29 protein-coding genes and 1 pseudogene are annotated in these 25,524 nt (G+C 37.1%); 24 read left to right on the forward strand and 6 right to left on the reverse strand.

Annotation, left to right across the window (positions count from 1 at the left end; genetic code table 11):
• Nucleotides 1–561: 561 nt before the first annotated feature.
• The 6 genes from aac(6') (at nucleotide 562) to LPB220_RS04965 (ending at nucleotide 6,767) form a co-directional block, all read left to right on the forward strand.
• On the forward strand, nucleotides 562–990 hold the full coding sequence (gene aac(6'), locus LPB220_RS04940) for an aminoglycoside 6'-N-acetyltransferase (RefSeq protein ID WP_150905912.1): 429 nt from the start codon (nucleotides 562–564) through the stop codon (nucleotides 988–990).
• A 120-nt stretch (nucleotides 991–1,110) separates the two neighbouring features.
• Entirely contained in the window at nucleotides 1,111–1,989 is an 879-nt protein-coding gene (locus LPB220_RS04945) for an aminoglycoside phosphotransferase family protein (protein ID WP_150905914.1), read from the forward strand.
• 130 nt (nucleotides 1,990–2,119) lie between these two features.
• Nucleotides 2,120–2,737, forward strand: a complete 618-nt coding sequence (locus tag LPB220_RS04950) for a DNA alkylation repair protein (RefSeq protein WP_013903434.1) — start codon at nucleotides 2,120–2,122, stop codon at nucleotides 2,735–2,737.
• A gap of 659 nt (nucleotides 2,738–3,396) precedes the next feature.
• Nucleotides 3,397–4,962, forward strand: a complete 1,566-nt coding sequence (locus tag LPB220_RS04955) for an ATP-binding cassette domain-containing protein (RefSeq protein WP_225305936.1) — start codon at nucleotides 3,397–3,399, stop codon at nucleotides 4,960–4,962.
• 143 nt (nucleotides 4,963–5,105) lie between these two features.
• Nucleotides 5,106–5,891 carry an alpha/beta fold hydrolase gene (locus LPB220_RS04960; protein WP_150905918.1) on the forward strand — a complete coding sequence of 262 codons (786 nt, stop codon included), beginning with the start codon at nucleotides 5,106–5,108 and terminating at the stop codon, nucleotides 5,889–5,891.
• 21 nt (nucleotides 5,892–5,912) lie between these two features.
• Complete coding sequence (locus LPB220_RS04965; RefSeq protein ID WP_150905920.1) at nucleotides 5,913–6,767, forward strand: ADP-ribosylglycohydrolase family protein; 855 nt, start codon at nucleotides 5,913–5,915, stop codon at nucleotides 6,765–6,767.
• Nucleotides 6,768–6,872: 105 nt separating this feature from the next.
• Here LPB220_RS04965 and LPB220_RS04970 read toward each other — a convergent pair whose 3' ends face one another.
• The 3 genes from LPB220_RS04970 to LPB220_RS04980 are packed head-to-tail and all read right to left on the reverse strand — an operon-like array spanning nucleotide 6,873 to nucleotide 9,201.
• Nucleotides 6,873–7,589 (reverse strand): ABC transporter permease, encoded by a 717-nt coding sequence (locus LPB220_RS04970; protein WP_134974870.1) that lies wholly within the window; start codon nucleotides 7,587–7,589, stop codon nucleotides 6,873–6,875.
• Nucleotides 7,586–8,401 carry an ABC transporter ATP-binding protein gene (locus tag LPB220_RS04975; protein WP_150905922.1) on the reverse strand — a complete coding sequence of 272 codons (816 nt, stop codon included), beginning with the start codon at nucleotides 8,399–8,401 and terminating at the stop codon, nucleotides 7,586–7,588. The genes LPB220_RS04970 and LPB220_RS04975 overlap by 4 nt, the downstream gene beginning before the upstream one ends.
• Nucleotides 8,398–9,201, reverse strand: a complete 804-nt coding sequence (locus LPB220_RS04980; protein WP_176745523.1) for a MerR family transcriptional regulator — start codon at nucleotides 9,199–9,201, stop codon at nucleotides 8,398–8,400. The genes LPB220_RS04975 and LPB220_RS04980 overlap by 4 nt, the downstream gene beginning before the upstream one ends.
• Nucleotides 9,202–9,557: 356 nt before the next feature.
• Here LPB220_RS04980 and LPB220_RS04985 point away from each other — a divergent pair, with 356 nt between their 5' ends.
• The 3 genes from LPB220_RS04985 to LPB220_RS04995 all read left to right on the forward strand — a co-directional run bounded on the left by LPB220_RS04985 (nucleotide 9,558) and on the right by LPB220_RS04995 (nucleotide 11,343).
• Entirely contained in the window at nucleotides 9,558–10,124 is a 567-nt protein-coding gene (locus LPB220_RS04985) for a hypothetical protein (protein WP_070586241.1), read from the forward strand.
• A 169-nt stretch (nucleotides 10,125–10,293) separates the two neighbouring features.
• On the forward strand, nucleotides 10,294–10,488 hold the full coding sequence (locus LPB220_RS04990) for a hypothetical protein (protein WP_083307890.1): 195 nt from the start codon (nucleotides 10,294–10,296) through the stop codon (nucleotides 10,486–10,488).
• Between the two features lie 48 nt (nucleotides 10,489–10,536).
• The gene (locus LPB220_RS04995) at nucleotides 10,537–11,343 is read left to right on the forward strand and encodes a hypothetical protein (protein ID WP_070586110.1); all 807 of its coding nucleotides are present in this window, start codon (nucleotides 10,537–10,539) and stop codon (nucleotides 11,341–11,343) included.
• Nucleotides 11,344–11,373: 30 nt separating this feature from the next.
• Here the strand turns inward: LPB220_RS04995 and LPB220_RS05000 are convergent, their stop codons facing one another.
• Nucleotides 11,374–12,393, reverse strand: a complete 1,020-nt coding sequence (locus tag LPB220_RS05000) for a hypothetical protein (RefSeq protein WP_070586111.1) — start codon at nucleotides 12,391–12,393, stop codon at nucleotides 11,374–11,376.
• Between the two features lie 119 nt (nucleotides 12,394–12,512).
• On the opposite strand from LPB220_RS05000, the gene LPB220_RS05005 reads away from it, so the two are divergent.
• The 7 genes from LPB220_RS05005 to LPB220_RS05035 all read left to right on the forward strand — a co-directional run bounded on the left by LPB220_RS05005 (nucleotide 12,513) and on the right by LPB220_RS05035 (nucleotide 16,378).
• The gene (locus LPB220_RS05005) at nucleotides 12,513–13,019 is read left to right on the forward strand and encodes a YfbM family protein (protein WP_070660383.1); all 507 of its coding nucleotides are present in this window, start codon (nucleotides 12,513–12,515) and stop codon (nucleotides 13,017–13,019) included.
• A 31-nt stretch (nucleotides 13,020–13,050) separates the two neighbouring features.
• Nucleotides 13,051–13,902 carry a CbrC family protein gene (locus tag LPB220_RS05010; RefSeq protein ID WP_150905924.1) on the forward strand — a complete coding sequence of 284 codons (852 nt, stop codon included), beginning with the start codon at nucleotides 13,051–13,053 and terminating at the stop codon, nucleotides 13,900–13,902.
• Nucleotides 13,903–13,920: 18 nt separating this feature from the next.
• Complete coding sequence (locus tag LPB220_RS05015) at nucleotides 13,921–14,394, forward strand: hypothetical protein (RefSeq protein ID WP_176745524.1); 474 nt, start codon at nucleotides 13,921–13,923, stop codon at nucleotides 14,392–14,394.
• 27 nt (nucleotides 14,395–14,421) lie between these two features.
• Nucleotides 14,422–14,976 (forward strand): hypothetical protein, encoded by a 555-nt coding sequence (locus LPB220_RS05020; RefSeq protein ID WP_150905926.1) that lies wholly within the window; start codon nucleotides 14,422–14,424, stop codon nucleotides 14,974–14,976.
• A gap of 116 nt (nucleotides 14,977–15,092) precedes the next feature.
• A complete protein-coding gene (locus LPB220_RS10930; RefSeq protein ID WP_371106509.1) occupies nucleotides 15,093–15,470 on the forward strand; it encodes a hypothetical protein in 378 nt (125 codons plus the stop codon).
• An 11-nt stretch (nucleotides 15,471–15,481) separates the two neighbouring features.
• Complete coding sequence (locus LPB220_RS05030) at nucleotides 15,482–15,919, forward strand: hypothetical protein (RefSeq protein WP_150905928.1); 438 nt, start codon at nucleotides 15,482–15,484, stop codon at nucleotides 15,917–15,919.
• Nucleotides 15,920–15,934: 15 nt separating this feature from the next.
• Complete coding sequence (locus LPB220_RS05035; RefSeq protein ID WP_070845505.1) at nucleotides 15,935–16,378, forward strand: GNAT family N-acetyltransferase; 444 nt, start codon at nucleotides 15,935–15,937, stop codon at nucleotides 16,376–16,378.
• 279 nt (nucleotides 16,379–16,657) lie between these two features.
• Here LPB220_RS05035 and LPB220_RS05040 read toward each other — a convergent pair whose 3' ends face one another.
• Nucleotides 16,658–17,443, reverse strand: a complete 786-nt coding sequence (locus LPB220_RS05040; protein ID WP_070674189.1) for a CPBP family intramembrane glutamic endopeptidase — start codon at nucleotides 17,441–17,443, stop codon at nucleotides 16,658–16,660.
• A gap of 4 nt (nucleotides 17,444–17,447) precedes the next feature.
• Nucleotides 17,448–18,335: a helix-turn-helix transcriptional regulator gene (locus LPB220_RS05045; protein WP_150905930.1), complete on the reverse strand. Its 888-nt coding sequence runs from the start codon at nucleotides 18,333–18,335 to the stop codon at nucleotides 17,448–17,450.
• A 353-nt stretch (nucleotides 18,336–18,688) separates the two neighbouring features.
• Here LPB220_RS05045 and LPB220_RS05050 point away from each other — a divergent pair, with 353 nt between their 5' ends.
• The 8 genes and pseudogenes from LPB220_RS05050 to LPB220_RS05080 all read left to right on the forward strand — a co-directional run bounded on the left by LPB220_RS05050 (nucleotide 18,689) and on the right by LPB220_RS05080 (nucleotide 25,323).
• Nucleotides 18,689–19,708, forward strand: coding sequence for a DNA/RNA non-specific endonuclease (locus LPB220_RS05050; protein WP_070674195.1), 1,020 nt, complete (start codon nucleotides 18,689–18,691; stop codon nucleotides 19,706–19,708).
• Nucleotides 19,709–19,827: 119 nt separating this feature from the next.
• Entirely contained in the window at nucleotides 19,828–20,004 is a 177-nt protein-coding gene (locus LPB220_RS10765; RefSeq protein ID WP_003017298.1) for a hypothetical protein, read from the forward strand.
• Nucleotides 20,004–20,615: pseudogene (locus LPB220_RS05055) on the forward strand (Fic/DOC family protein). Before LPB220_RS10765 ends, LPB220_RS05055 begins: the two are co-directional and overlap by 1 nt.
• Before the next feature lie 255 nt (nucleotides 20,616–20,870).
• Nucleotides 20,871–22,619 (forward strand): glycoside hydrolase family 13 protein, encoded by a 1,749-nt coding sequence (locus LPB220_RS05060; RefSeq protein WP_150905932.1) that lies wholly within the window; start codon nucleotides 20,871–20,873, stop codon nucleotides 22,617–22,619.
• Between the two features lie 86 nt (nucleotides 22,620–22,705).
• On the forward strand, nucleotides 22,706–23,245 hold the full coding sequence (locus tag LPB220_RS05065; protein ID WP_134974840.1) for an RDD family protein: 540 nt from the start codon (nucleotides 22,706–22,708) through the stop codon (nucleotides 23,243–23,245).
• A 60-nt stretch (nucleotides 23,246–23,305) separates the two neighbouring features.
• Nucleotides 23,306–23,749 (forward strand): 8-oxo-dGTP diphosphatase, encoded by a 444-nt coding sequence (locus tag LPB220_RS05070; protein WP_134974841.1) that lies wholly within the window; start codon nucleotides 23,306–23,308, stop codon nucleotides 23,747–23,749.
• A gap of 282 nt (nucleotides 23,750–24,031) precedes the next feature.
• A complete protein-coding gene (locus LPB220_RS05075) occupies nucleotides 24,032–24,343 on the forward strand; it encodes a hypothetical protein (protein WP_061590946.1) in 312 nt (103 codons plus the stop codon).
• A 200-nt stretch (nucleotides 24,344–24,543) separates the two neighbouring features.
• Entirely contained in the window at nucleotides 24,544–25,323 is a 780-nt protein-coding gene (locus tag LPB220_RS05080; RefSeq protein ID WP_225305930.1) for an Ltp family lipoprotein, read from the forward strand.
• Nucleotides 25,324–25,524: the final 201 nt, after the last annotated feature.

A 25,524-nucleotide genomic window follows, 5' to 3' on the forward strand; every position in this document is an offset into this window, starting at 1 on the left:
TATTTAATTTATACAATATTGGCGAGTAATAGAATTAGTAAGGAAACAACATTTTAAAATTTAGATCAGGATATCCATTATTGAATGTAACGATTTGCTAATTAGATGATCTATGTTAGAGAATTATCTTTTATAATTTAAAGTGGAGTGATGAATGTCGTTTCTTTTGGAACTGGTGAAAATCTTTCCGTTCCACAGTATCATTTTAAAATGATTTTCATTGTCTTTTGTTTATTAGTATAAAAGCAGAATATTACCACATGTTGAGGCAGTATCACTTCTTGTACGATCTGAGGCTTCAGCGAAATAGAAGTAGATGATCTGCCCATGGGACAAGGTGAGACCGAAGGTCGAGAAGGTGCCCTGGGGTATAGGACTCGTAGAATGAGGAGGGAAACCGACGAAATGATACGGTAAGTCCGAACCGCCGAGTGTGTGACTCTACTCTTCCGATCTGAGACAGCGAAAAGTAGAAGGGTATGGTATTGGTATCAATCAATGAGTAACAAAGTAACAGCTTGATTCGAAACATTTGCTTGTAATTTGCGGAGGAACATCAATATGGATGGAATAACAAAAGATTCTATAAAAACGGCTGAACTAATGAAACAATTATGGCCCCAATTGACCGATAAAGAAGCTATTGATGAAGTAAAAAAATATACGAATGGCAAAAATACTGCAATCTTTACAGAAGTTGAAGGTGACACAATTGTAGGGTTAGCACTATGTTCACTCAGATTCGATTATGTTGAAGGTTGTAAATATAGTCCTGTTGGATTCTTAGAAGGGATTATTGTCGACGAGGAATATCGTTTAAAGGATATTGCTAAAAATCTCTGTACAAAATGTGAGGAATGGGCGAAAAATAAAGGATGTAAGGAATTTGCAAGTGATTGTACTTTAACGAATACTGATTCTATAAGATTTCATCTCAATATTGGATTCCAGGAGGCAAATAGAATTATTCACTTTAAGAAGACATTATAATTTCAGAACGTGGTCAAAATTTATGTATCTTTAGGAAGTGTGAAAGAATGGACGGACTACGAATTACTTTTCATTAGTTAAGAATATAGTAATGTTGTAAAGTTAATCGAGGAGTTATTGGTGGATTTTAGTAGTAAGATAGCCATAAATAAAGGTTGGTCAGATGATAAAAAATATTGTGTGACAGATAAAAATCAGCAAAAATATTTCTTGCGTGTTTCTGATAAGGAGAAGTTAGATTCTAAAAAATTTGAATTTGATATGATGGAGAAAGTAGCTTCTCTTGGAGTTCCGATGTGTAAACCGATTAACATAGAACTATGCGATGACGAAGTACATTCTTTACATGAATGGATAGATGGGAAAGATGCTCGAGAAACCATTTTAACTGTTTCAAAAGAACAACAATACATTTACGGAGTAGAAGCAGGAAGAATCCTTCAAAAAATTCATTCACTCCCTGTCACAGAAGTTCGTGAAGATTGGGAGGTCTTTTATAATCGAAAAATTGATGACAAAATCTCCAAATACAAAGAATGTCCCGTTCAATATGAAAATGGTCAGATCTTTATTGATTTTTTAAATGCAAATCGAGAATTGTTAAAAGATAGACCTCAGGTTTTCCAACATGGAGATTATCATATCGGGAATTTCATGATTGGTGAAGATTGTAAAATTTATATCATTGACTTTGATCGATTTGATATTGGAGATCCTTGGGAGGAATTCAATCGTATTGTATGGTCTGCTCAAGTCTCTCCCTCTTTTGCGTCTGGTATGATAGATGGATATTTTGATCATAAGGTTCCGGATTTATTTTGGAAGCTTCTCGCTATCTATATTCTAAATAACATAGTTGGTGCTCTGTCATGGGCTGTACCTTACGGAGCTGAAGAAATATCAGTAATGCAACAACAAGCTAAGGAAATTTTAGAATGGTATGATGATATGAATCAAATCATTCCTAGTTGGTACTTGAACAAGAAGAAGACTGAATAATAAAAGAGCTTAAATATCAATTTGAAGAAATGTCAGGATTATTTGCTCATATTATAACGAATTCAATTCTTTATTAATACCTATCGAGAATTATCTTGAAACTTGGAATGTTGTTTTGGGGTCAAGTTACATGAAAGAATATATTTTAAATTTAGAAAAAGAATTCTCTTTAATAGAAAATGGATTTAAAGAAGAAGAGAAAAGAGCTCTTGCTGATTATCTATCAAACGATAATGTGTATACCAAAGAATTAGCATTTTTAGCTTTTAAATCCAATGTATATCAAGTTAGAATGTACAGTGTATTTCTCTTTGGCCATTTGTCATCGTATGAAGAAATTTTGATCTTTATGAGGGATGAGGTTTCAAAGGATGACAATTGGAGAGTTCAAGAAGTATTAGCAAAAGCATTTGATGAATTTTGTAAGCAAACAGGTTATGAAAAATCTCTTCCGGTTATTGACGACTGGCTACAAAATAATAATCCAAATGTCAGAAGAGCTGTTACAGAAGGTTTGAGAATATGGACGAGTAGACCATATTTCAAGGATAATCCAGATGAAGCTATTAAACGAATCGCAACATTAAAAGAAGATTCTAGTGAATATGTTAGAAAATCAGTCGGTAATGCTTTGAGGGATATTGGCAAAAAATTTCCAGAGTTGATCAAAGAAGAACTTGATAGTTGGGATGTTAAGAGTAAAGAGATTCAAAAAGTTTACAAGTTAGCAAGTAAATTTATTAAGTGACAATTATCAGCTATAAAGCTTGAAAAATGCTAACTATAAAATAGTTTCATTCTTAAGTTTAATTTTAAACAACAACTTAGTCATTTTCGTTCTATAATATAGAAGTTTACTAGCACCATACGTAGAGTGTGTGAGTTTGTTAGTGAAACGTAGCTAATCCTCAAAAGGTTCACTGAACCTTTTGAGTCCGCACATGCGAGAAAGTGCCCTGGGGTATAGCTGTCGTAGAGTAAGGAGTGTACGACGAAACGGTAGGTAAAAGCGTAAAAACCTTGTAATGAAAGGGATTGTAAAAAGCCTTGAGGTCAAGGCTTTTCTCGTGTACATAGGAAATATTAGAGAAAGAGTATAAGTTTAGTATCTTGGTTTGATAGATGGAATTGTTAGGATTCAATTTCCATTTACCCTTTTATTTTTCTATGTTATAATATTTTAGAGTAGACATAATCAGCTTTTAACTCTTCTCTTAGATTGATAAATTCGCTCAATAATCTAATAACAAAGCCAGACTAGTTGCTTTCGTTCTATAATAAAGATGCTTTCCAGCACCACGTTGCATCTGTAGTTCTGCTGGTAAAGCATAAAAATCTTTGAATGAAATATTTTTAAAGTGTTTGTATCCCAGCAAAGAGTTAAAGAGCGACTATCTAAGTTGGTAAATAACTTCAGGAGGTTTATACGTTACGCTTAGATCTTATGTAACCAAGAAGCACTTATTCTTCTATTTTATAGCGATTATGATTACTTGGCTGGAGGCTATTATTACACCAGCTTTGATTCAGTATATTGTCTCCAGTTTTACCAATCACCAGTTGCATTTGCTATGGCAGGTCTTGTTTTGGGGGATTGTTGGAAATCTGATTCTCTTGCTGGGTTTGGCGGGGAAACGTTATTACTACGCACGAGTGCTGACAGACTTCAAGTCGGGTATTAAGAAGGCTATCTTTCAGACTTTTCTATATAGCCGTCAGATAGCGGATGAAGAAGTTTTGTCAGACTTGGAAAATGATGTAAAACAGCTAGAAGATAATTATATTGAGCCAACTGTTATTATTATTTCTTCTTTGGGATTTACAACCGTCTCTATCTGTTACGCTCTTTGGACTAATTTTTATCTTGGCTTGCTCTTTATCATTTTTTATTCGATACCTGTTCTTTGTAGTGGAATTGGCTCTAAACGTTTGGATGAAATTACGAAGGAGAAGTCCTTAGCTAATCAAGCCTATGTCTCTCAAGCAACCAATATGATCGCAGGTGCTCGTTCCATACGGTATTATCGGGGGCAAAGCTTGTTTTACAAACTGTTCTCTAAAGATTTGCACAAGGCTCTAAAGGAAGAAATCGCCTATGAAAAACAACGGACTATAAATAGCCTCTTTATCAATGGAATTGATGCTTTTTGCTCTGTTGCGCCTATTGTCATTGGTGGTTTCATGACCTATTATAACTACCTATCTGCAGCCAGCTTTGTAGGAATTTACCTCGTATCGTATAATATTGGCTATCAATTTCAGGAGTTATCTTACTTTATCAATACTAGAAAATCAGCCAAGTCTCTCTGTGATAAATATCAAAAATTGTTGGGAGTAGACTTGGATATGCCTTCTGTTCTCGAAGGTTCTGTCTTTCCTATCCAGTTAGAGAAAGTCAGTGTTGAGCGTGATGGTCAAGAAATCCTAGCCTCTTGTGACCTTACTATTGAGGAAGGGGAAAAGATTGCCATTATCGGAGAAAGTGGATCTGGAAAAACAACCTTACTGAACCTAATCTATGGTGAAATTGAACCTAGTCATGGTCGGATTCGCTACCATGGGCAAGAACTAACCTCGGATGAACTCTATCAGGCAGGAGCTTACATTCTCCAGTCTAGTCATATCTTTGATGGTTTGAGCCTAGAGGAAAATATTGCTTTGGGACAAGAACTTGATACTGTAAGGATGGACGAAATCCTGCAACAAACTGGTTTGAAAGCTCTTCAAAACAAAAACCTTAGCAACCAGACTCTGTCAGGCGGTGAGAAGCAGCGCTTGGAAATTGCCCGTGCTCTTTATCACAATCGCCAATTTATCCTAGCTGATGAGGTCAAAGCCAATCTGGACTTTAAAAATCAAGAGAAAATCAGTGAACTTCTCTTCTCCCTCCCTCAAGCACTCGTAGAAGTGATTCATCACTATAGTGAAGAGGACTTGAAGCGCTATGATAAGGTGATAAAACTGGAGAAATAAGTGGAGGTATAGATTTCAGAAAGGAGTGGTAGGTTCATTCTTTTTTGTGGCATAGATAATAAAAACTCTATCTAAAAATATCATTACAATTACGTCAAACGAGGGATGTATCTAGTGAAAGTCTCACAGTAAGGAGTTTAAACATGAAATTCCATGAATTTGGTGATAGGAATTTGCCTCCTATCTTGCTGATACATGGTGGTGGCAGTTCTTGGTGGAACTATCTTCGTCAAGCACGAATCTTGTCAGAAGAATACCGTGTTATTTTACCTACTTTGAATGGTCACGGCGAAGAGTACCAACTCGATTATGTTTCTACGGAAGATTCCGCTTTGGAGATCCTAGACTATGTCAAAGCGAACTGTGGTGGGAAGGTATTTGCGATCGGTGGTGTTTCACTTGGTGGTCAAATTGCTATGGAGCTTTTGTCCTTAGACAGCGAGATAGCTGAGAAGGCCATCATAGACGGAAGCCTCTGTATTCCTCAACCAGGGTTAGCTAAACTCAGCATCTTTCTAGTATCCCTATTTGGTAAACTGATGTTCAGTAAATTCTCTTGCAAACTTCAATTAAGCATGATGGACAAACTCTATCCTAAACTGGCTTATCCAGAGGAAATAAAAGGTTATTATTTGGAGGATCTGCCAAGAACACCTATCAAAACATTGGTGACCATTTACAAAACCTATATGGGGCGTTACAAGTTGAAGGAAACAATTTCTGCTAGTAAGGCCCAGGTACTGTATATCTACGGTGAAAAAGAATTGAACTGTGTGAAAGCATCGGCGAAATTATTTCAGCAGCTACATCCCAACACGATCCAGTATGAAGCAAAGGGGTATAACCATGGCTATTTATCAGCTTACCTGCCTCAAGAGTGGATTGATTTGGTGGTACCATTTTTAAAGAGCGATCCATTGGAAATCTGATATGCTGTAAGGAGGAATCTTATGCTAGGAGCAATAGTAGGAGACATTGTAGGTTCTGTTTACGAATGGAGCAATATTAAAACGAAAGACTTTCCATTATTTCGTGAGCATTGTTTTTTCACGGACGATACGGTTATGACATGTGCTGTTGCTGAAGCCATCATGAACGGTGGTCAGAAGGATGACTTTATTGATGCTATGAAGAAATATGGCAGAATGTATCCCGATGCTGGGTACGGGCCTAGGTTTAATACATGGATTCAAAGCAATGATTGCTCCCCTTATAATAGCTTTGGCAATGGCTCAGCCATGCGTGTTTCTCCTTGTGCTTGGGTCATGGATTGTGGTTTCTGTGCAAGAACAGGTACTTGGCCATCTCGTAGAAATCTTGCGAGAATTTCTGCAGAGGTGACTCATAACCATCCAGAGGGGGTCAAGGGAGCTATGGCGACGTCTGATGCTATCTTTATGTGTCGTTATTACTTTGGAGGTTACAGTGGCGACTATGGAAAACCGATCAACGATAACCCTACAGAGTGCAAGAGACTCATCAAGGAATACATAGAGCAAGAGTATGGATATAATCTTTCTCAAACACTAGATGAAATTCGTCCTACGTATCGATTCAACGAAACCTGTCAGGATACGGTACCTCAAGCCATCATTGCTTTTTTTGAAAGTACAGATTTTGAAGATGCTATTCGAAATGCCATCTCTCTTGGTGGGGATAGTGATACTCTTGCTGCTATCACCGGAAGTATAGCAGAGGCCGCATATGGTATTCCTGATTGGATTAAGGATAAAGCCTATACCTATCTAGATGAGCCTTTAAAAGATGTGCTTAGCCGATGGGAGCAAGAAGTTTCAATAACATAACAGAGATTAGATAAAGACAACCAAAAACACTAAAGCGACGAGATAAGTAATAATCTCGTCGCTTTTTGCTTAATAGTTAATGTTGCTATGGATTTATTCAGGCACTTAGTTAGATTTTTGCTGATTTAAGAGGAGGATACAAGTCATTACTGAGATACAGGATACAAGAATCAGATACCAAAGATTTTCAAGACCAAAACCATGATCTAGCATCAAGCGGAATCCCCAAAAGGCTGGGAAAAGACGCCCGATTGCTTGAAGAAAATCAGGTAGTAAGTTGCTAGGAAACATGATTCCTGAGAGCATAATTGAGGGTAAAAATACAAGTTGCGCTATCATGGTCAGCTTTGCTTGATTATTAACAGTAAGGCCCAGTATACTTCCGATACTCAACGATACAAAAATGTAGATGGCAAGCGCGAGAAAGAATAGGGGAAGTTGATTCGGTAGACTTGCTTTAAATAAAATTGGAGCAAGTAGTAGGATCACCATGCAGGTCATTATCAAATGAACAAAGGCAGAGAGAAGCATGGTCACCAATCCTAAGTGAATAGGCACACCATTTGCTTTATAAATCTTTTTTATGTCGCTTCCGTATGTTTCAATCAAGGAAGGCGGTAAGCCGAGAAAGGCCCCCATGGAAACACTCATGACAATCATTGACTGTATGAGTGTACTACCCATTTCAGGCATAACGGAAGTAAAAATACCACCCATGAGAAGAAAGAAAATAAGCGGTACAATATAGTAAGTAACCAAGAGAGACTTACTTCGTATGTCCAATTTCCACTGTAATGCTAGGCTATACAAGAATCCTTTCATTCCGATCCCCTCCTTGCCATTTCGATGAAATGCTGCTCCAGTGTACCACGATCAACCTTAATATCCAATATCTGGATATGTTTCTGTTTGCATTCTTCCAATAATGAAATCAAAGTGTCCTCGATCGTATCTGTTTCAAAAGATTCCTCTCCGTCCCGGGTCTTTAAATGAATGAAATATTTTCTTCCCAACCTGTCTGTCAGTTCTGAAGGAGTACCACAAAATACGATCTTTCCACTATTCAAAATAGCAATGCGGTCACATAAGGTTTCAACTTCGGCCATATCGTGGCTTGCCAAGACGATTGTCTTTCCCTGCGATTTGAGCTTTCGGATTTGTTCGTGGAGGGACAGTCTTCCTTCAACATCAAGTCCCGCTGTCGGTTCATCGAGAAATAGAATATCCGGATTACTGATAAGTGCAAGAGCAAGATGTAATCTTCTTTTTTGACCGGTGGATAATTCTATGTATTGCGTCTGTTCAATTTCTTTTATGCCAAGGGCCTTTAGCATAGCATCATCAATGTATGTATGATTCCATTTTGCAAAGAGTTTTATGGCTTCCATCGGTTTGATGTGAGCGGGTAGAGAGGAGGACTGTAGTTGAATTCCGGTTTTCCCGTTTACAACTATCTTGCCTTTATCATATTTTCTCAGACCTTCGATACATTCAAGCGTTGTTGTTTTACCAGCTCCGTTTACTCCGAGCAGAGCAAAGATTTCTCCTTGTTTGATTTGAAAATCGAGACCTCTAAGAACCATATTGCTACCATAACTTTTCTTTAATCCAGAAACCTCTATTGCGTCTTTCATGGTTCTACCTCCTCAAAGGGATTTGTTCCAAGCCTTGAAAAATAGACTTGTAAAGCAGGCCCTAAATAATCATTAACGATTTTTTGCTTTTCTTCCCAAGCGTTTGAGGCGGTATCGATATTCCCTATCTCCATCAACTTCGGAAGCATGCTCATATCACCATTTGTAAACTCCATAATCAAGCTCCAGTATTCTTGCACAACCTGTTGGCATTGTTCGCTTTCAGCTGGTACGTTTTCTTTCTGAAGCTCCACGATTTGATCACTTAGGCGGTTCAACCTATCCATAAAATCTTGCCCGCTTTTCTTGTCAAATCGACTGCGTATCTGGTCGAGCGTATCATCATCAAAGCGCTTAATGAGAGAGTAGGAGTCATTCTTCATCTGTAGATTGACAATAATGTCTGCATACTTCTTAAAATTGACCGTCTGTATTTGTAAAACTTCTGCCTTTAACTGCTCTATTGCGACTAAAGAATCCTTAAGTTGTTCAATATTTTTACGAAGAATATCTGCTTGCTCTGTAAGAGCATTGGCAACATCATCAGGTGTTTTCAAAGAGATCAAACGCCCCTTTATATCCTTGAGAGAAAAGCCTAATGATTTTAATGATAGAATCTGATGGAGTAGCACTATATCTTTATCGGTATAAAGCCTGCGACCTCCCTCACTTTCTGCCGATGGGGAAAGTAGCCCCTCTTTATCGTAATATTGTAGAGTACGGATGGTAATGCCCATTTTCTTAGCAAGTTCCCCCACTGTCATAAATCCTTCCGGAATTGCTCTATATTTAGCCATCATTACCCACCTCCTCATACCTATTATACATCATGACGTAAGGTCATAAACAAGGAGTTTTAATAAAATTTAAACTGTAAATCTTTTAGCATTAATGAAGAATCTCATAAAAAATATAGACTTGATGAATTGGTGAGCTTGTTTTCTATTTCAAAAGGTTATTTGGTCCAATAATAAATATCTGATATGTGAGTGGAAACGTGTTATAATTGAGGATGAGACAAGAGGAGGTAAGCTGGTGAAATTTTTAGCAATCAATCCTATTTAGTAAAAAGAATGCTTGAATCTCTATCCTCACGTGTTGAGTATATTAGTTTGCTAAAAAACTATCTTCTATCTAAATATTGAAAGGATTAATGATGTATCTATTAGAATTTTACCAAAACAATTATTCAAAAGATTTAGTCGTGTTTGATTCTTTAGAAGAGGGAAGAGCCTTTGTAGCGCAAATCCCGGGATATACTTTAGAAAAAGAAGATAGTTTTGATGTGGAGTATTTTAATCCAAAAAATCTACCGGATTATATGGAGATTGTCTTCAATGGAAATATTGTCCCTTTATCTAGATTTTCGTTTAATTCTGAGGAAAATGTGGACATTATTTGGAAAGAAATTTCGAATCTATCCGTTAAAAACGATAAAATGATCGAAGGAGCTACAAAAGTAGATGCATATGTCGTGAATAACGATGAAGTGAAAGCTTATGTCGAAGCACGAGAAGCAAACTTCCGCAAGGCAAAAATATTCCTAGAAAACAAAGGGTATGAAGTTGACAGAAGCTTTTTCGGAAGTGAAGACGGCGAAGCGATTCTCTACAGAAAATGCGGCACCGAAGATTGGCACTTCTTATGCCACTTAGACCCGCTGTTTGTAGAGATTGAAGATGTCGAAGAATATGTGAAAGAAGCGATGGAAGATATTCAATAGTCAAACAAAGTTCTTTGTGAGTTTATGCCACTGCTTGAGTAGACGGATTGAGCAGTAAAGAGAAACATCTAGCACTATCTAGCTTCTTAAGGAGAAATATCTATCATAAAAATGGAAATCAGGAAAACCTATCTTGTAAAATAAGATTATCGCATTAATTCCTCAAGATATGATTAAACGGATTCCATTTTTTGTTAGAAAACATGCTATTACACATACTGTTAAGAGAGTATCGCTCGAGTATCCGGAGTTGTATGCAGTAGCTGAACAAGAAGGCCAACTTCCTGAAAAGGAAGCTCAAGAATTGCAACAAATTCTTACAGATATTTTCCAAGAGAAAATGAACAAGCATAAGATTAAATAAGCTTTGAGATTTATCAATAAGATGTCGATTGAGCATTAGGAGTTGAGAATGGCAATTGATGGCGTTAAAATCATTGACAGTGATCAAGGGTATGACATTTACAATGAGGTAGTTGGTCGCTATAGAGATGGTGATCATGTAGCGAATATTATCAAGGATATCCTCGATGCGGAGAAAGATTACTGTCAAACAGACTTTTTTACAGAAATTTATTGGACTGCTCTTGCCTACTCACTGTGGAAGATTGGTCACCTGACAGACGATATCAGAGATAAAACCTTGGAGCTTATCAAAAAAGGGGCTGATCCATTTTGGTTGGAAATAGATTCAAAGGCTTTGAAGCAAAGGCAAAAGGTCTTGGATAATCTTGCTATCCATTTGCAAACTGAAAATCCTAGACCTCTAAAGGTCACTAAAGCCAAAACTAAACGTAAACCTTATTTTGAAGAAGGAGATCTCCTTACTGTTAAGTTCCAAGATGAGTATGGTCTTGTCTTTGTATCTATGGTGGAGCAGAGTCCTAGAAAGCTTGAGTATCATTTGGCTTGCACACGCCTCTTACAAACCAAAAAGCCCTCCATCGATGATTTTTTGACCAGTCAAATCTCCTGTAAGATGGACAATACAAAGTTTGCTCTCGTTACAGATTGCTGGTTCAATCACAAAGATTTAGGGCAATTATTAGAAAATATTGAAAAAATTGGACAGGTGAAACTTAGACCTTTTAGTCTTTGGATGTTGGCACCTGCCCAAAATTTAGAAGATATTTATGAAGAAATCACTAGAGATAAAGGTTCCTCTGGCCTTCGATTCATCGAAACCTATAAACTTGTCGACGATATTTTTCCAGTTTAATACTTATGTGATAAAGGGGGAAATGGTGAATCATTCCCACATGCTATGCTGGGCTCTGACTCCATAGCTATCAATCGAACCATCTGAATTGAACTTGGATTCAATCCGGTATCTTTTCCAGAGGTCGTAATCTGCTGTTTGGATGGTTAGGATAAAGTTGGTATCTTTATCAGAGACGTTATAATCAGCTGGATTGACTTCAAAGATATCGATTAATTTTCGTGTTTGAAAATCTTGGAGCTTGAGATTTGCTAGCTTGACATGATTGATGGAAATTTTTTCTAGTTGCTTGCTATCCTTAGGTGTTCTGTAATAGGTGATGACGCAGTTTTTGAGTTGATCAGTATCTCTTCCCGTAGGAGTAAGGCTCATAAAGCCACAGGACTGATCATCCCGCTTGACTTCAAGAAGCTGACCGTAGTAGAAGTGGTCGTTTTTGGGATTGGTGATGGAACTCTCTGCGCCTTTATCTCCAAAGGTATAGCCTTGGTCTAAAAGCTCGGAAGCCTTGGTTTCACCGATGATGACAGTGGTATCTTGAATGGTTACGGGAACTGGTTGAGCTGGAAGACCACTCATCATCATGCAGAACATAAAAACATAACTTGTTAAAAAAGCTGTCCCGATAACAGCGTTGGTTGATGCATAGACATGACTGTTATGAAAGTTTTTGCTTATAGCCAGTACAACAAATTTACCAATACTTTTTAAAACCATACTAACAAGTACGATGAAAAATTGTTTTTTCAAACATTCATAAATGGCTTGAGGAAAGCTATTACTATGATAGTAGAGGACAGCCAATACGAGTAGATTTACGATTAAATAGATCAGCAAGAACCAATGAATCTCTTTAAGGGCATTAGCATCAGTGATTTCTTCATAGTCAACGTGAATTCTTCCTTGAACAGCATGGCCAAGTTTGTAAATCCATTTGGGAATGTCTTTGCCTTTTTTAACCGCAACTACAAGTCTGATATAGAGGTAGATAGTAAAGGATAAGGATAGAAAGAAAAGAGCATAAAAACCCAAAACAATACTAGTGAACATTACTATTTCCCTTTATTTAACATTCAATAAAACAATTTCTTAGCTCCATTATAGCATTTTCTATAGAAATAGAGCTAGAAATATCAGTATTATCCTACAAGATTCAAAGGAGAAAAATCATGGGAATGATTGCCAATTATCAATATTTACCAGACAATGAATTAGAACAAATAAAAGCTCTTTCTAACCAAGAAGATGACTTGTTAGACTTTGCTGAGGACTCCGCTGACACTCATGATATCATAATAGATATCGACAAAATGTGGGATGCTCTTCTCTTTGTCATGACAGGATTTAGTAGTTCAGAATTTTTGGATGACAATCCCTTGAGAGAAGCTGTTTTAGGGGTGACTCCTCTAGAGGATGTATCTGAATATATCGCCTATACTGAAAAATCGAGAATTGCGGCTATCAGTCAAGCTTTAGAAGAATTTGATATGGACAAGGCTTTGAAAGACTTTAGTATGGAAGCATGCAAGAAAGCCGACTTGTATCCTGATATTTGGGATTATCTTGAGGAAGAGGAAGAAATCAAGGATGACATTTTAACCTGCTTTGTAAATATGAAAGAGTTTTACAAAAATATTCTAGAACTCAATGGAAATGTCCTAGTCACTATTTGTTAAGGTTTTTATATTCCATTAGAAAGGTAATCCTATGAATCCATTTCTAGAAAAATACATTACATTAAAAAAGCAATACCTGGACCAAGATGGAAAGCCTTCAAGTGTCGCAGCCCTTTATGATTTGGCTGATGAATTAGCTAAGTCTGATGATTTAGAAGCGAAGAAAGTCTTAGTTGACCTCTATGAGCAATTGGGTCTCTACACTAGTGCCTATAGCTTATTTACTGAAATCTTAGATAAACCAGATCGAAAACAGATAAAGAAACTGAGTCGTTTACAAGAAATGAGTCAAAGTCATGGAGATAGATTTGCCCATTCTCGTCCACTAACAAAAGAAGAGAAGAAGCAAAGGCAGGACTTGTTAAAAGACTTACCCCATTTTCTCTATCATCCAGATCCCTTAGCTACAGGTTCATTTGTTGAAGGAGAAGCCAAGGTTTGTCCATCTTGTGGGAAAGAAAGCAATGTTTATTATGCTCTTAGACCCTACAGTATTGAAGAGATAGAACATCTCTGCCCAACTTGCATTGCAAATGGTCAAGCAGCTAAGAAATTCGATGCGGAATTTATCCAAGATGCCGAGTGGCAGGGTGAATTGGATCCAGAAAAGAATCAGCTGCTTTTTTGTCAGACTCCAGGCTACTCTAGTTGGCAGGGAGAATATTGGCTTTCTTGTTGCCAAGATTATTGTGCTTACCTGGGTACAGTTGGAACTCGTGAATTAAAGGATATGGGAATCGCTGAGCAAGTCTTGGCAGACTATGAAGCGCGTGAGGAATATCAAGAGGTAGAAGACTACTTGGTTAAAGACGGGCCTATCTGTGGTTATTTGTTTAGATGTCTCCATTGTCAAAAATACCAGATCTGGGTTGATGCAGATTAAATCGGAATGTGATTCGCTATGAAAATTAAAGAGAAGACTATGGAAGAACTAGAATTATTCGAAGCCGCCTCCAAAGATTTATTAGATACTATACAGGGATTTAAAGACAATCTATCTATTCAATTTCCCCTATTAGATAGTGATAACTGGCAGTATGATAAGGGATCGATAAAAGTTTGTAAAGCTGATGAGTTAGGATTCAAAAAAAGATGTAGGGTCGGAATTAGCTACAACTTGAAAGTCTCCTTATTAAACGAAGATGCCGAGCAAATCTGGTTACTGTTTAAAGACTGGTTCAATACTAGCAGATTGAGTCAAGTTGAAAGAAATCCTAATAATGAGGATTTGGGAAGATATGTCTTCTCAGCAAGTTCCCCTCTAGGCGATCAGGTAGATTGTTCCATTTATTTGCCCAATGAGTGGAATATCCCTCAGATTAGCTTTTCAGGCTATCTAACAGCTCGTTATAGGGCTTGTGATCTTGATAAATAGCAAGAATAAGATGGAGGTTTTTTAGAGATGAGAAAGATTAATTGGGACAAGATAAAGACTCGCTTAGATGCCTTGCTAGTCATTGACGAATATCTGACAGATCCGAGTGAGGATTGGCTCAGACTCGTGATTAAGACTGAGGAAGACTATGGAGTCCGCTATCTTATTGATAATGGATCTGGTGATTCTTTAGATTTGATTTTGACTGATAAAATGATCCTTATAAAAGGCTTTGATCATGAAAGTAGTTTAAGCCAGTTTGGTGCTGACGAGTGGAATCAAGATATCATCGATAGTTTTTATAAAGGACTGGATGAAAAGTATGTCTCACTTTATTCAGAAGAACAAAAAGATGAAACAACCTTCTTTATCTGGTATGACGGTCACGCGCATCAACAGACTTACCAAGATCAGGATGGCGGAGAATGGTTGCTATCTTACCTCTTTGATAGCTTTGAGAGATTTCATGAGTTTGTGACTGACTATTATGAAATTACCGTAGATGAAGCCTTGTTAAGTAAACTATACAATCATGGATATCTTTCAGAAGTAGAATTGGAGCAATTAATTCATAATTCCTAGATTAGATAAAAAATCAGGCTTATTCTTATTTGGATAGGCCCTTAAAGCGATGGGATAAGTACATCTCAGTAAACTAATATGTACAGTGAGAAAGGATTTCCCTATGGGATTTTTCGATAGATTTAAAAAGAGAAAAAGTTATAGAGGTTATCACAAATATTTTAAAAGATATTCACTTAAAAAATTATGAAGATATAAAGAATTATGTTGACGAATCTGAGATTGACGATTTAAATGAATTCTTTGGATATGTTGAAAAAACACTTGAATTAAATGATTTTGACACGATTGATGAATATGGAGTGGCATGTAATTTCCATCCACCTTATGAGTATTCTCAATTGGAGATTTATGATTATAATGACCATTCTGGGTTTACCGTTGACTATGAGATGACTTCTAATTCAGAATTAGTGGATATGACCCTTCAATTAGAATTTTTATATACCAAAGATGGCTATAAGGTGAGATTTCTTAATATTGATTCAGATTAGTAAGGACCCACATGTTAAAATCGAAAAAGCTAATTATTTTTTTAATTTCCCTACCCTTTCTGATGGTCATTGTTTTCTATTCTCTTAGTGATCATCCTGGATATAGTGATGATGGGAATTTCGTCAGAAATCATGAGGCTGCTATTAAGAGTGAGATCATTACACAGTTAGCCCAGGAAAAGCAGGGCATAGAGTCTGTTACCTTATTGCCAAATACTGCTAGAGGAGAGTATGATAATGGTGGTGATGTGAGCGGACATTACCATATCTATTTTACAGCCTACGTCAATAATAATCGCGAACGAACGATAAGCGTAGAACTATTCTTCCCGGATGCCAGCATTCCCCCTTTTACCTTGTTTCCTCCCAATCCTTATAAAGACAAGGGCAAAAAGATGTCCAATTGGTTGATGGGAAATATTGAAGTATCGGAAGAAATCTCTAAATAGAAATAAGAAGAAGTCATGATGAATAGAATAGTAGACGATCAGATCACTCTTATTCCTTATTATAGGAATGATGACATCTCCCTTCTTTGGTATCAAGATAGTGAGGTTTGCAAACAAGTGGATAATACTGATCAGATTTACGATGTAACAAAACTTCATAAAATGTATGATTACCTAACTTCACATGGTTCGTGCTATTATATCCAATATGAGGGAGTGTTGGTTGGAGATGTGACACTTCAAGATAACTCGGAACTTTCAATAGTTGTCAGCAAAGAGTATCAGAATTTACAGATCGGAAGACGATGTATTTCTGAAATGATACAGTTGGCCAAAGAGAAAGAAATGGTTAAGGTAACTGCTCAAATTTATCCTTTTAATACTCAAAGTCAAAGAATGTTTTTGGCTTTGGGTTTTCAGAAAGTAGATGAAGAGTGGTATGAATATAAGTTGATTTAGGAAAGTTGTATATCTCTACATAGATTAAGACTGTAAACTTGCTGTTTATAAAAAATGTTCATGAAAAATAGAGATAAAGGGTATCTACTGATACATGGACAAGAGTTTTTTCCAAAATCTAAAAATGAAGAGAACACCAACAGATGATTTTTGTTGGTGTTCTTTTTATATGATTTTACAATCTATCTCGCTGATTCATGTTTGAAACAAGTTAAACAGACAGTTGTAGGAGGACCTTCGAAGTCAAAATTTTGTACGGTTAATGGAGGATTTTTCCCATTATAATCTCTCCACGGTTTTATTACGTATATGAATTGCAATCGGTGTGATGAGTAGGTATAGCAAGGTCAAAATGATAAAAAATCCAATATCAGCATCCAAAAATACATAAACGATATTAAAACCAAAATGCATGAAAATAGAATAAATCAGATTATTATATTTTTCCAAAATAATATTCATACAAATAGTAATAGATGTAATCACAACTATATTAGCAATAATATAAGGAACGGCCCGCCAGTCCGTAAATTTTGAATCTACAACCCACAGAAGTGTATGCCAGAAACACCAGACTAGGCCTTGGTAAATAGAGGATTTTAAAAAATGATATTTTTTATTAAATTCTTCTCTCATATAACCACGCCACCCTAATTCTTCTCCAGTCGGACCTGATGTAAATGATAAGAAAATACTTAGTGGCAATGATACGGTTCCTAGATTGATGTAGGAGAACATTGTTTTTTGGGTTATAAGTGAGTAGATGAAGAGTGATAAAATACTGAGCCCAAATGTAAGACCAAATGAAGATAGAAGTGGGAGTAATGATACTTTAGCAGAGAAACACCGCTTAAGGAAAGTTATTCTTTTCTCATCAGTCCTGAAATACTTCCATCCAAATAAAAGAAGGTATGATGGAGACCATGCGACGATATTTCGTACAATCCACATGATAACAGGTGGAACCTTAAATATTAAACTTGCAGGAGCTGCTACAAAAATAATGAGTGCACAAACAAGGACATAAGAACTGATGATGTATCTTTTTAAATAATTTACATTCATTTAGTTACCCTCTTTCTTCAGCTGTATAGATAACTAGTTCACTCTTAATACCATTCAATTCAATTATATTATCTGCATCGGGTGAATCGAATGGTTCAGTTTTTTGCCCATTTTTTTCATAATAAATATTTGTTCCAATCCCTTTGGTAACAGCAGTAAATAGGCTGTTTTCAGGAATACGAATTCTAGATGTTGCTGAAATCTGGTTAATGTCAACTTCACCGTTTAATGAATGACATAATACTTCCATATCAAGATTACAGTTTATTTTTACTTTACCTGAAATATCTTCTAGAGTAATACGAGATGTTTTAAGGTCAAGTTCGATATTGTCACATTCTAGGGAGTGAATTTCTACAGACTCTGCACGAACCGCGCATTCAATGTGACTAATATAGCGAGTTGGGATTTGCACAAAGATACTGACCGTTTCTTTAGCCGTTGCCTCTGTTACACCATTGTAACGTTTTACATCTAGGTCAATTCTTTTTCTACTATCATCAATTTTTACTTTAAAATCATTTTGAAGTGTAGAAAGAAGATTGGATACCAGACGAACTCGAATTTTTTCTCCATTGTATCCGGACAATACAAACTTTTCTGCGCCTCCAAATTTCATATCATAGCTCTTGATCTTATCGATATCATACTCTGTGATACTCTCAAAAAGATATTCGCTTGTATTAAGAGTAGTTCTTTCATTACAGATTAACTCATCGATAGAGATGTTAAATAGGTTTGAGATGGATATCATATTTTCGATATCTGGAATTCCAGCACCAGTTTCCCACTTTGTTACAGCTTGTCTTGATACACCGATTATTTCAGCTAAAAGTTCTTGTGACATCCCTACTTGTTTACGTATGGATTTTAATTTTTCAGCAAATGTCATGTTGTATGACCTCCTCTATATTCTATGATGTAATTTGTCATAAAGTAGCAATATGACTGATTTTAGTATAGAATAAACGATGATTACAGCACAAGCAAGTAGAGGTTGCATTCTCATTATTTTTGCTACTTTGCGTGGCATTTATCGTTTTAGCGTTGATTTTTAGCATTATTTTAGTTATTTTACCATACATTCAAATGGAATGATGAATACAATTAAAATTAATATTTTAAAATTCCAGAAAGTCTGGGAGTAATAAAAAATAGCATAAAATAGGTTCTAAAAAGTTATTTGTTCTGTAACCGCTTTTTTCTGCTATAATATCACTAGATAGAAATGTGGGAGTTTCAATCATGGTTACAAAACGGTTTTTGAAAAATGTTATTGTTGCGCTGGTCTCGGTTTTTATAACCTTGGCTTTTGTTCAAGGGGCTCAAGCTGAGCAAACAGGTCTCGATTACCAGAGTCTGAATCTATTGCCTTTTAATGGCAATAAGCAACTCGTTCTAGGTGAGTTTGATCATTTAGGTCGGGCAACTTCTGCCCATATTCAGCTTCAGGACAAGGATGAGCCAAAGAAAAAAAGAGAACCACGGCTCAGCTATAATCCGGTTGGCTGGCACAATTTTAAGATTGCTTATGGAAACAAAGGGAAGAAGGCCTGGCTGTTCCATAGAGGGCATCTGATTGGTTATCAATTTAGTGGCCTGACCAATGAAGGGAAAAATCTGGTTCCGCTAACTGCCTGGGCCAATACGGGAAATTATAAAGGGACGGCGGATAGTAATGTGGAAGGCATGCTTTACTACGAGAAACGGCTCGATAGCTGGCTGGCCACCCACCCCAATTATTGGCTGGATTATAAGGTGACGCCTGTCTATACGGGGGATGAATTGATTCCTCGTCAGGTGACCTTGCAATATGTAGGAATTGATCGAGATGGCAACCTTCTGCCTATCCATCTAAGTAGTCCCAAAGAGTCGGTAGATGCTTATGGGATCACCACCGTTACCTTGGATAATTATTCCAAGAATGCGACCATTGACTATCTGAAGGGAACCGCCAAGCCATCTTTAGTGCCGACAGAACCAACTAGTCAACCACAACCAGCCAGTCCTTCTGTAGAGACGCAACCAAGTCAAGCCCCTCAACCGAGTCAGCCAGCAGTGCCTGCACAGCCCGTTCAACCTGTAGAGCCTTCACAGCCAACTCGTCAACTAGCTCCAGTTGTTTATGTGGCCAGAAATGGAAGTGCTGATGTTTATTGGTACTCTAAGGATAGCATGCCACGAAATACTAACTTTGCCAAAGTAGTTGAAATGTCAGAAGAGCAAGCGCTCAGTCTTGGAAAGCGGCATACAAGTAAGGAATGAGGATCAGTTATTTTGATAATGAGAAAGCCCATTTGCTGGGCTTTTTGTGTAGGGTAAGTACTAAATAGGAGAACTAAAATGATTTAAAATATGCTATAATAATAGGACGGAGGTAGAATATGACCTTAGATGTAGATAAAGAAAAAATGATGATTATGGGTGTGATTTTTGACAACAAAAAGGTTTTTAAGAGTGTCTGGTTTGCTCTGAGCACCAATATGATTGAAGGATGGCATCCCACGGTAGAAGACGTGGAGCGACTGAGAGAAGAGGCAGTTGCATTAGGAGTTGGATAATGGTCAGAAAAATATATGAAGGGTATGATTATATAGACCCTGATAATTTATACACCTATCCCCATTCATCTGTTCTCATAAATAAATTTAATGAGAAAAATGATAATAAAGCACGAGAATTAGAATATCGTTTAGTAGCAAGTCAAAGTTTAAAACTGTTTATTAATCCAATTGAAGTAAATACTGTTTCAGATATTTTAAAGATTCATAAGTTTCTTTTTGAAGGAATGTATACTTAGGCAGGTCAATACCGTCAAGTAAATATATCTAAAAGTGGAAATGCTTTTATGCCAGTTCAGTCTTTTGATATGGCAGAAAAATTTTTAAATACTTTGCTTTCAAACTATTTACTGAACGCAAATAATAAAATTGAGATTTGTAAAAGTTTAGCTGAGATATTAGATAATCTAAATTATTTTCACCCATTTCGAGAAGGAAATGGTCGTACTCAACGAGAAGTTATCCGTTCTTTAGCTTTGATGAAAGGCTATGAATGTGAAATTTCAATTGGTTTAGATGATGATATCTATCACTTATATATGGATGGAACAGTTTATGGAGATACCAGTAAGCTCGAACAACTGTTCAATAAACTATTAACAGAAATATAGATCTGTAGTATATTTTAGTAGGAAACAGTATAAAGTGATGCTTATAAGGTAAAGTCATTGCTTCAACAAAAATTTTTAAGCCCAATCGCTGGGCTTTTTGTGTGCAATACAATCTTATAAAGTTAGTAGTCTAAAATTATCTCTCTCAACATATTGCAAACGTTTTTATAAAGTAGTATACTAGAAATAGTTTATGGAATCGTTTGCATAAAACGGTAAATGATGAAAAGAGAGTATAGTAGGAGACGAGGACAAATGGAATTAGCAGCGATTTATCACCGGCCTGAATCGGAGTATGCCTATCTTTATAAGGACGGCCAGCTCCATATTCGCATCCGGACCAAGAAAGAAGATATCAAACGGATTGTCTTGCACTATGGGGATCCCTTTATTTTTATAGAGGATCTTTATGAGGCAACTAAGGAAATGGACAAGGTGACGACAGACGACCTCTTTGATTATTGGCAAGTGTCGGTATCTGTCCGCCATGCCCGGATCCAGTACCTCTTTGAATTAGAGTCCACGGCGGGAGAGAAGACCTTGTACGGAGATCGAGGTGTAGCAGCCTACACCAAGGAGAACCTGGACTTCGTCATGAACGGCTTTAAGCTTCCTTTTATCCATGAGATTGATGGGTGTGCTGTTCCAGATTGGGTGGCGCAGACGGTTTGGTACCAAATCTTTCCTGAGCGCTTTGCCAATGGGAATCCAGCCATTTCACCAGAAGGCGTCCGCCCTTGGGATGCCTCTATTGCCCCTCAAATCTTGGATTTCTTTGGTGGAGATTTACAAGGGATCATCGATCACTTGGACTACTTGCAGGAGTTAGGGATTACAGGGCTCTACCTTTGCCCGATTTTTGAATCTCCAAGCAACCACAAATACGATACCATTGATTATTTTGAAATTGATCGACATTTTGGTGATAAGGACACCTTCCGCCAGCTAGTGAAAGAGGCCCATGCGCGTGGGATGAAGATTATGCTGGATGCCGTCTTCAACCATATTGGCTATGATTCACCCCAATGGCAGGATGTGGTCAAATACGGGGAGGATTCGATTTACAAGGACTGGTTCCATATTAAAGAGTTCCCTGTCTCCTCAGAAAATCTGTGGAATAGTCGCGACTTGTCTTACCATGCTTTTGCCTTTGCGGGCTATATGCCTAAGCTCAATACGGCTAATCCTGAGGTGAAGGCCTATCTTTTGAAGGTGGCGACTTACTGGATTGAAGAGTTTGATATTGATGCTTGGCGACTGGATGTGGCTAATGAGATCGACCATCAATTCTGGCGGGATTTCCGTAAGGCGGTCTTGGCCAAGAAGCCAGACCTCTATATCCTCGGGGAAATCTGGCATTCGTCCCAACCTTGGCTCAATGGTGATGAGTTCCATGCCGTGATGAACTATCCGCTCTCTGAAAGTATCAAGGATTATTTCCTGCGAGGACATAAGGAGACGCAACGCTTCATTTGGGAGATCAATAGCCAGTCTATGTACTACAGGCAGCAGATCTCTGAGGTGATGTTCAACCTCTTGGACTCCCATGATACAGAACGCATCCTGACAACGGCTAAAGGCAATCTTCAGTCCGTCAAGTCTGCTCTTTCCTTCCTCTATCTGCAACGAGGAACGCCTTGTATCTATTATGGAACGGAGCTAGCCCTCATCGGTGGCCCAGACCCGGATTGTCGTCGTGTCATGCCTTGGGAGCGCGTGTCAGAGGACTATGATATGCTGAACTTTATGAAGGACTTGATCCAGCTACGAAAAGAAGTAGCGAGTATGATTCAGTATGGCAAGGTTAGCTTGGAAGAAGTAGAGCCAGACGTGGTGGCAGTAGAATGGCGGCATGAAGGACAGCTCCTCAAAGCCTACTTTAACCACTCCAAGAAAGACGTTGTCCTAGAAAGAGAACAAGCAGATCTGATGAGTCTTGGAAGCATTTCCCATGATCGCTTGATCATTCAGCCAAATGGATTTGTTATTTATAGAGAAGATTAGTAAGAAAGAAGACTGGAATCAAAGGATTGCAGTCTTTCTTTTTTATTAATAGTTTCTTTATTCGTGCCCTTATATTATAATAGGAGATGAGAAAGGGGGAGACAGTGATGAAGATGTTAGCAATCAATCCTATTTCGTTTAAAAAAAGAATGACAGAATTTCTGTTTGATTATCTTTTCATTTTAGCTTACCTAGTTCTTCTGTTTTTAGGTTCGATGCTTATTTACATCATCTTTTTTAATGGCGTCCCAGAGTTTACAGAAATTCAGTCGCAGTGGCTTGTATTTTTCACCTCTGTTTTGCCAATCACGCTCCTGTTCACATTCTTGGATTATAAAAATGATGGCAGTTTTGGGAAGGTAAAAGCGGGACTTGAACTGGTCTACCAGAAAAAAACAGTGCAAGCTAGCTTGATCAGAAACGTCATCAAATTTTTACCTTGGCAACTCGGTCATATGGGCACGATTCATGGCTTCTATAGTGATTTTGATATGTTATCCATTATCCTTTCTATTTCAGCGACTTTACTCGGAGTTTCGTTACTAGCAATGATGATGTTTCGGAAAGATAAGAGGCATCTAGGAGACTTGCTAGCCCATACGCAAGTCCAACCAAAAGAAGAATAGGGTACAGATTGTTTATCCTATCCTTAAAGAAAAAGACAAACATAGTTAGGAAGTATTTGTATGAATGAGACCGTAGAGTTTACAAATCTTTGTATGGTAAGAGACGGCAATAGAGTTCTTGTTATTGATCGTAAAAAAGAGGATTGGCCAGGCATTACATTTCCTGGAGGTCATGTCGAAGTGGGAGAATCATTTACGGAAGCAGTGATCCGTGAAGTGAAGGAAGAAACTGGTTTAAGGATTGTTTCTCCGCAGATGTGTGGAATGAAAGATTGGGTGGAAGACGGCATTCGTTATGTAGTTCTCTTTTATAAGACGGAAAAGTTTGAAGGAGACTTAATATCCTCTGAAGAGGGGGAAGTCTGGTGGGAGGACCTGAAAGAATTGCCAAATCTAGACCTCTCTCTAGATATGGAGGATATGCTTCGTATTTTTCTTGAAGAAGACCTGTCTGAATTTTTCTACTACCAAGATGGAGAAGACTGGAAGTATGATTTAAAGTAAATTCGAATGCTGATTCTTAAAAAAATAACCTGATCCAAGTGTAATAGAGCAAAGTCCCAAATTGAAGGTGATGAGTGACCTGCTCAAGAAATATGATCGAAAATGGGACAATGATTGTGTCAAAGAGCACCATGCTAGCATGCTCAGTCTATTAAAAACGGAGATAGAAAAGTACAAATAGGTATTGACTTACCCTTGCTCTATTTTCCGAAATCCTTTAGTTGTACTTTCCCCTTCATAGGTGTATAATGTGGCCTTAGATAAACAAATGAGGAGTTTACTATGGAATTAAATGATTTTACAGAAAAAGAACAAGAACAAATCAACCAAGGTTTAAGTACGGCTGAGATTTCTGATAAGGAAGCGGCGAAGAAGTTGCTTGCCCTTGTACCGCAAGAATGGATCAAACGCATTCCATTCTTTGTCAGAGGGCATGCGACGACCAAGACAGTTGAGCGTGTAGCTAAGCAATACCCTGAACTTTATGCCGTGGCGAAACGTCAAGGAGACCTTCCTGAAAAAGAAGGAGAAGAGCTCCGCATGATTATGACAGCTATCTTTGAAGAAAAGATGAACAAACATAAGATTAAATAATCTAATATAATACTTTGTTATTTTTTTATCACACAATTGAATGAGTGATTGCAGTTGAAATGCAGTCACTTTTTTATTTACTAGCCATAGAGACTTTTACACTAGTAAATAAAAATGAACAATATTTCATGATATAATACTAATGAAAGCAGTTCCAGAGGGATGAAAATTTCATTGGAGAAAAACAAGTAAAGGTAGTCATGATGAAAAAGTTTTTGATATTTATTTTTACAATTTTTGGATTATTTGCAGGAATGCTAGCTCTTATAGTAATTGATTATGAAATAAATTATAATAAATGGATAAATTCACGTTCAGGATCACAGTTGACTAATCCTGTACAAAAATACTCTTCTTCAAGTGATGGAAATAAGGATGATTTTGAATCATCAAAACAAGAATACGCTACTTCAAGTTCTAGTACGCAGAATTATGATTATAAAAAATACTCTTCTTCAAGTGATAGAAAAAATAAGGAAGATTTAGAATCATTAATGAATATGTTTATGAAAGGACTATTTCCTCCAACTTTACTATATCCAGAATATACAAGGGCATATGAAAAAGCTAAATCTTGGTCAAAAAAGCATTTATCGCAGCAGCAAATTAAAATTTATCTTACTAAGTATGACAGGTATTCAGAGGATGCTACTCAGTACGCTTTAAATAAGCTTAATGTAGACTGGAAAGAGCAAGCACTTTTAAAAGCAAAATATTATCAAGAGTTTCATTATTCGAAAGAAAAATTAGTTTGGCAACTTATAAATGTTGAACGATTTACTCAAGAAGAGGCTGATTATGCCATAGAACAAGGTAATTTCGATTGGAAAGAGGAAGCTGTGAAACAAGCAGAATCTTCTTCAAACGGTGGCAACATTTCAAAAGAAAGGTTATTAAAAATACTTGTTGAATATAGAAAATTTACTCAAGAAGAAGCTGAGTACGCAATAGAGCATGCAAAAATAGATTGGGTGAATTAAACAATAGTTTTAATTTTGATTTTTGTAACATATTGAAGAGCTGGACAGTTTGCCAGCTCTTTTTTGCTGCTCATAAACTTTTCTCATTTCGTAAAAAATAGTTGGAGCAAAGCCAGTTTTAAACTATAATAGAGGAAAAGGATTATCGATATGAAAAATTTATAGTACAAACATTTTAATCAATAGAGAAGGAACCAGTTT

Origin of the sequence: Streptococcus sp. LPB0220 (assembly GCF_008727815.1) — a bacterium.
In the GTDB taxonomy this organism is placed as follows: Bacteria; Bacillota; Bacilli; order Lactobacillales; family Streptococcaceae; genus Streptococcus.

Excerpts from the sequence above, each read along its gene's own strand:
- LPB220_RS04950 (WP_013903434.1), top strand. The coding sequence starts at position 2,120 with ATGAAAGAATATATTTTAAATTTAGAAAAAGAATTCTCTTTAATAGAA.
- LPB220_RS04960 (WP_150905918.1), top strand. The coding sequence starts at position 5,106 with ATGAAATTCCATGAATTTGGTGATAGGAATTTGCCTCCTATCTTGCTG.
- LPB220_RS04965 (WP_150905920.1), top strand. The coding sequence starts at position 5,913 with ATGCTAGGAGCAATAGTAGGAGACATTGTAGGTTCTGTTTACGAATGG.
- LPB220_RS04970 (WP_134974870.1), bottom strand. The coding sequence starts at position 7,589 with ATGAAAGGATTCTTGTATAGCCTAGCATTACAGTGGAAATTGGACATA.
- LPB220_RS04975 (WP_150905922.1), bottom strand. The coding sequence starts at position 8,401 with ATGAAAGACGCAATAGAGGTTTCTGGATTAAAGAAAAGTTATGGTAGC.
- LPB220_RS04980 (WP_176745523.1), bottom strand. The coding sequence starts at position 9,201 with ATGATGGCTAAATATAGAGCAATTCCGGAAGGATTTATGACAGTGGGG.
- LPB220_RS04985 (WP_070586241.1), top strand. The coding sequence starts at position 9,558 with ATGTATCTATTAGAATTTTACCAAAACAATTATTCAAAAGATTTAGTC.
- LPB220_RS04990 (WP_083307890.1), top strand. The coding sequence starts at position 10,294 with ATGATTAAACGGATTCCATTTTTTGTTAGAAAACATGCTATTACACAT.
- LPB220_RS04995 (WP_070586110.1), top strand. The coding sequence starts at position 10,537 with ATGGCAATTGATGGCGTTAAAATCATTGACAGTGATCAAGGGTATGAC.
- LPB220_RS05000 (WP_070586111.1), bottom strand. The coding sequence starts at position 12,393 with ATGTTCACTAGTATTGTTTTGGGTTTTTATGCTCTTTTCTTTCTATCC.
- LPB220_RS05005 (WP_070660383.1), top strand. The coding sequence starts at position 12,513 with ATGGGAATGATTGCCAATTATCAATATTTACCAGACAATGAATTAGAA.
- LPB220_RS05010 (WP_150905924.1), top strand. The coding sequence starts at position 13,051 with ATGAATCCATTTCTAGAAAAATACATTACATTAAAAAAGCAATACCTG.
- LPB220_RS05015 (WP_176745524.1), top strand. The coding sequence starts at position 13,921 with ATGAAAATTAAAGAGAAGACTATGGAAGAACTAGAATTATTCGAAGCC.
- LPB220_RS05020 (WP_150905926.1), top strand. The coding sequence starts at position 14,422 with ATGAGAAAGATTAATTGGGACAAGATAAAGACTCGCTTAGATGCCTTG.
- LPB220_RS05030 (WP_150905928.1), top strand. The coding sequence starts at position 15,482 with ATGTTAAAATCGAAAAAGCTAATTATTTTTTTAATTTCCCTACCCTTT.
- LPB220_RS05035 (WP_070845505.1), top strand. The coding sequence starts at position 15,935 with ATGATGAATAGAATAGTAGACGATCAGATCACTCTTATTCCTTATTAT.
- LPB220_RS05040 (WP_070674189.1), bottom strand. The coding sequence starts at position 17,443 with ATGAATGTAAATTATTTAAAAAGATACATCATCAGTTCTTATGTCCTT.
- LPB220_RS05045 (WP_150905930.1), bottom strand. The coding sequence starts at position 18,335 with ATGACATTTGCTGAAAAATTAAAATCCATACGTAAACAAGTAGGGATG.
- LPB220_RS05050 (WP_070674195.1), top strand. The coding sequence starts at position 18,689 with ATGGTTACAAAACGGTTTTTGAAAAATGTTATTGTTGCGCTGGTCTCG.
- LPB220_RS10765 (WP_003017298.1), top strand. The coding sequence starts at position 19,828 with ATGACCTTAGATGTAGATAAAGAAAAAATGATGATTATGGGTGTGATT.
- LPB220_RS05060 (WP_150905932.1), top strand. The coding sequence starts at position 20,871 with ATGGAATTAGCAGCGATTTATCACCGGCCTGAATCGGAGTATGCCTAT.
- LPB220_RS05065 (WP_134974840.1), top strand. The coding sequence starts at position 22,706 with ATGAGAAAGGGGGAGACAGTGATGAAGATGTTAGCAATCAATCCTATT.
- LPB220_RS05070 (WP_134974841.1), top strand. The coding sequence starts at position 23,306 with ATGAATGAGACCGTAGAGTTTACAAATCTTTGTATGGTAAGAGACGGC.
- LPB220_RS05075 (WP_061590946.1), top strand. The coding sequence starts at position 24,032 with ATGGAATTAAATGATTTTACAGAAAAAGAACAAGAACAAATCAACCAA.
- LPB220_RS05080 (WP_225305930.1), top strand. The coding sequence starts at position 24,544 with ATGATGAAAAAGTTTTTGATATTTATTTTTACAATTTTTGGATTATTT.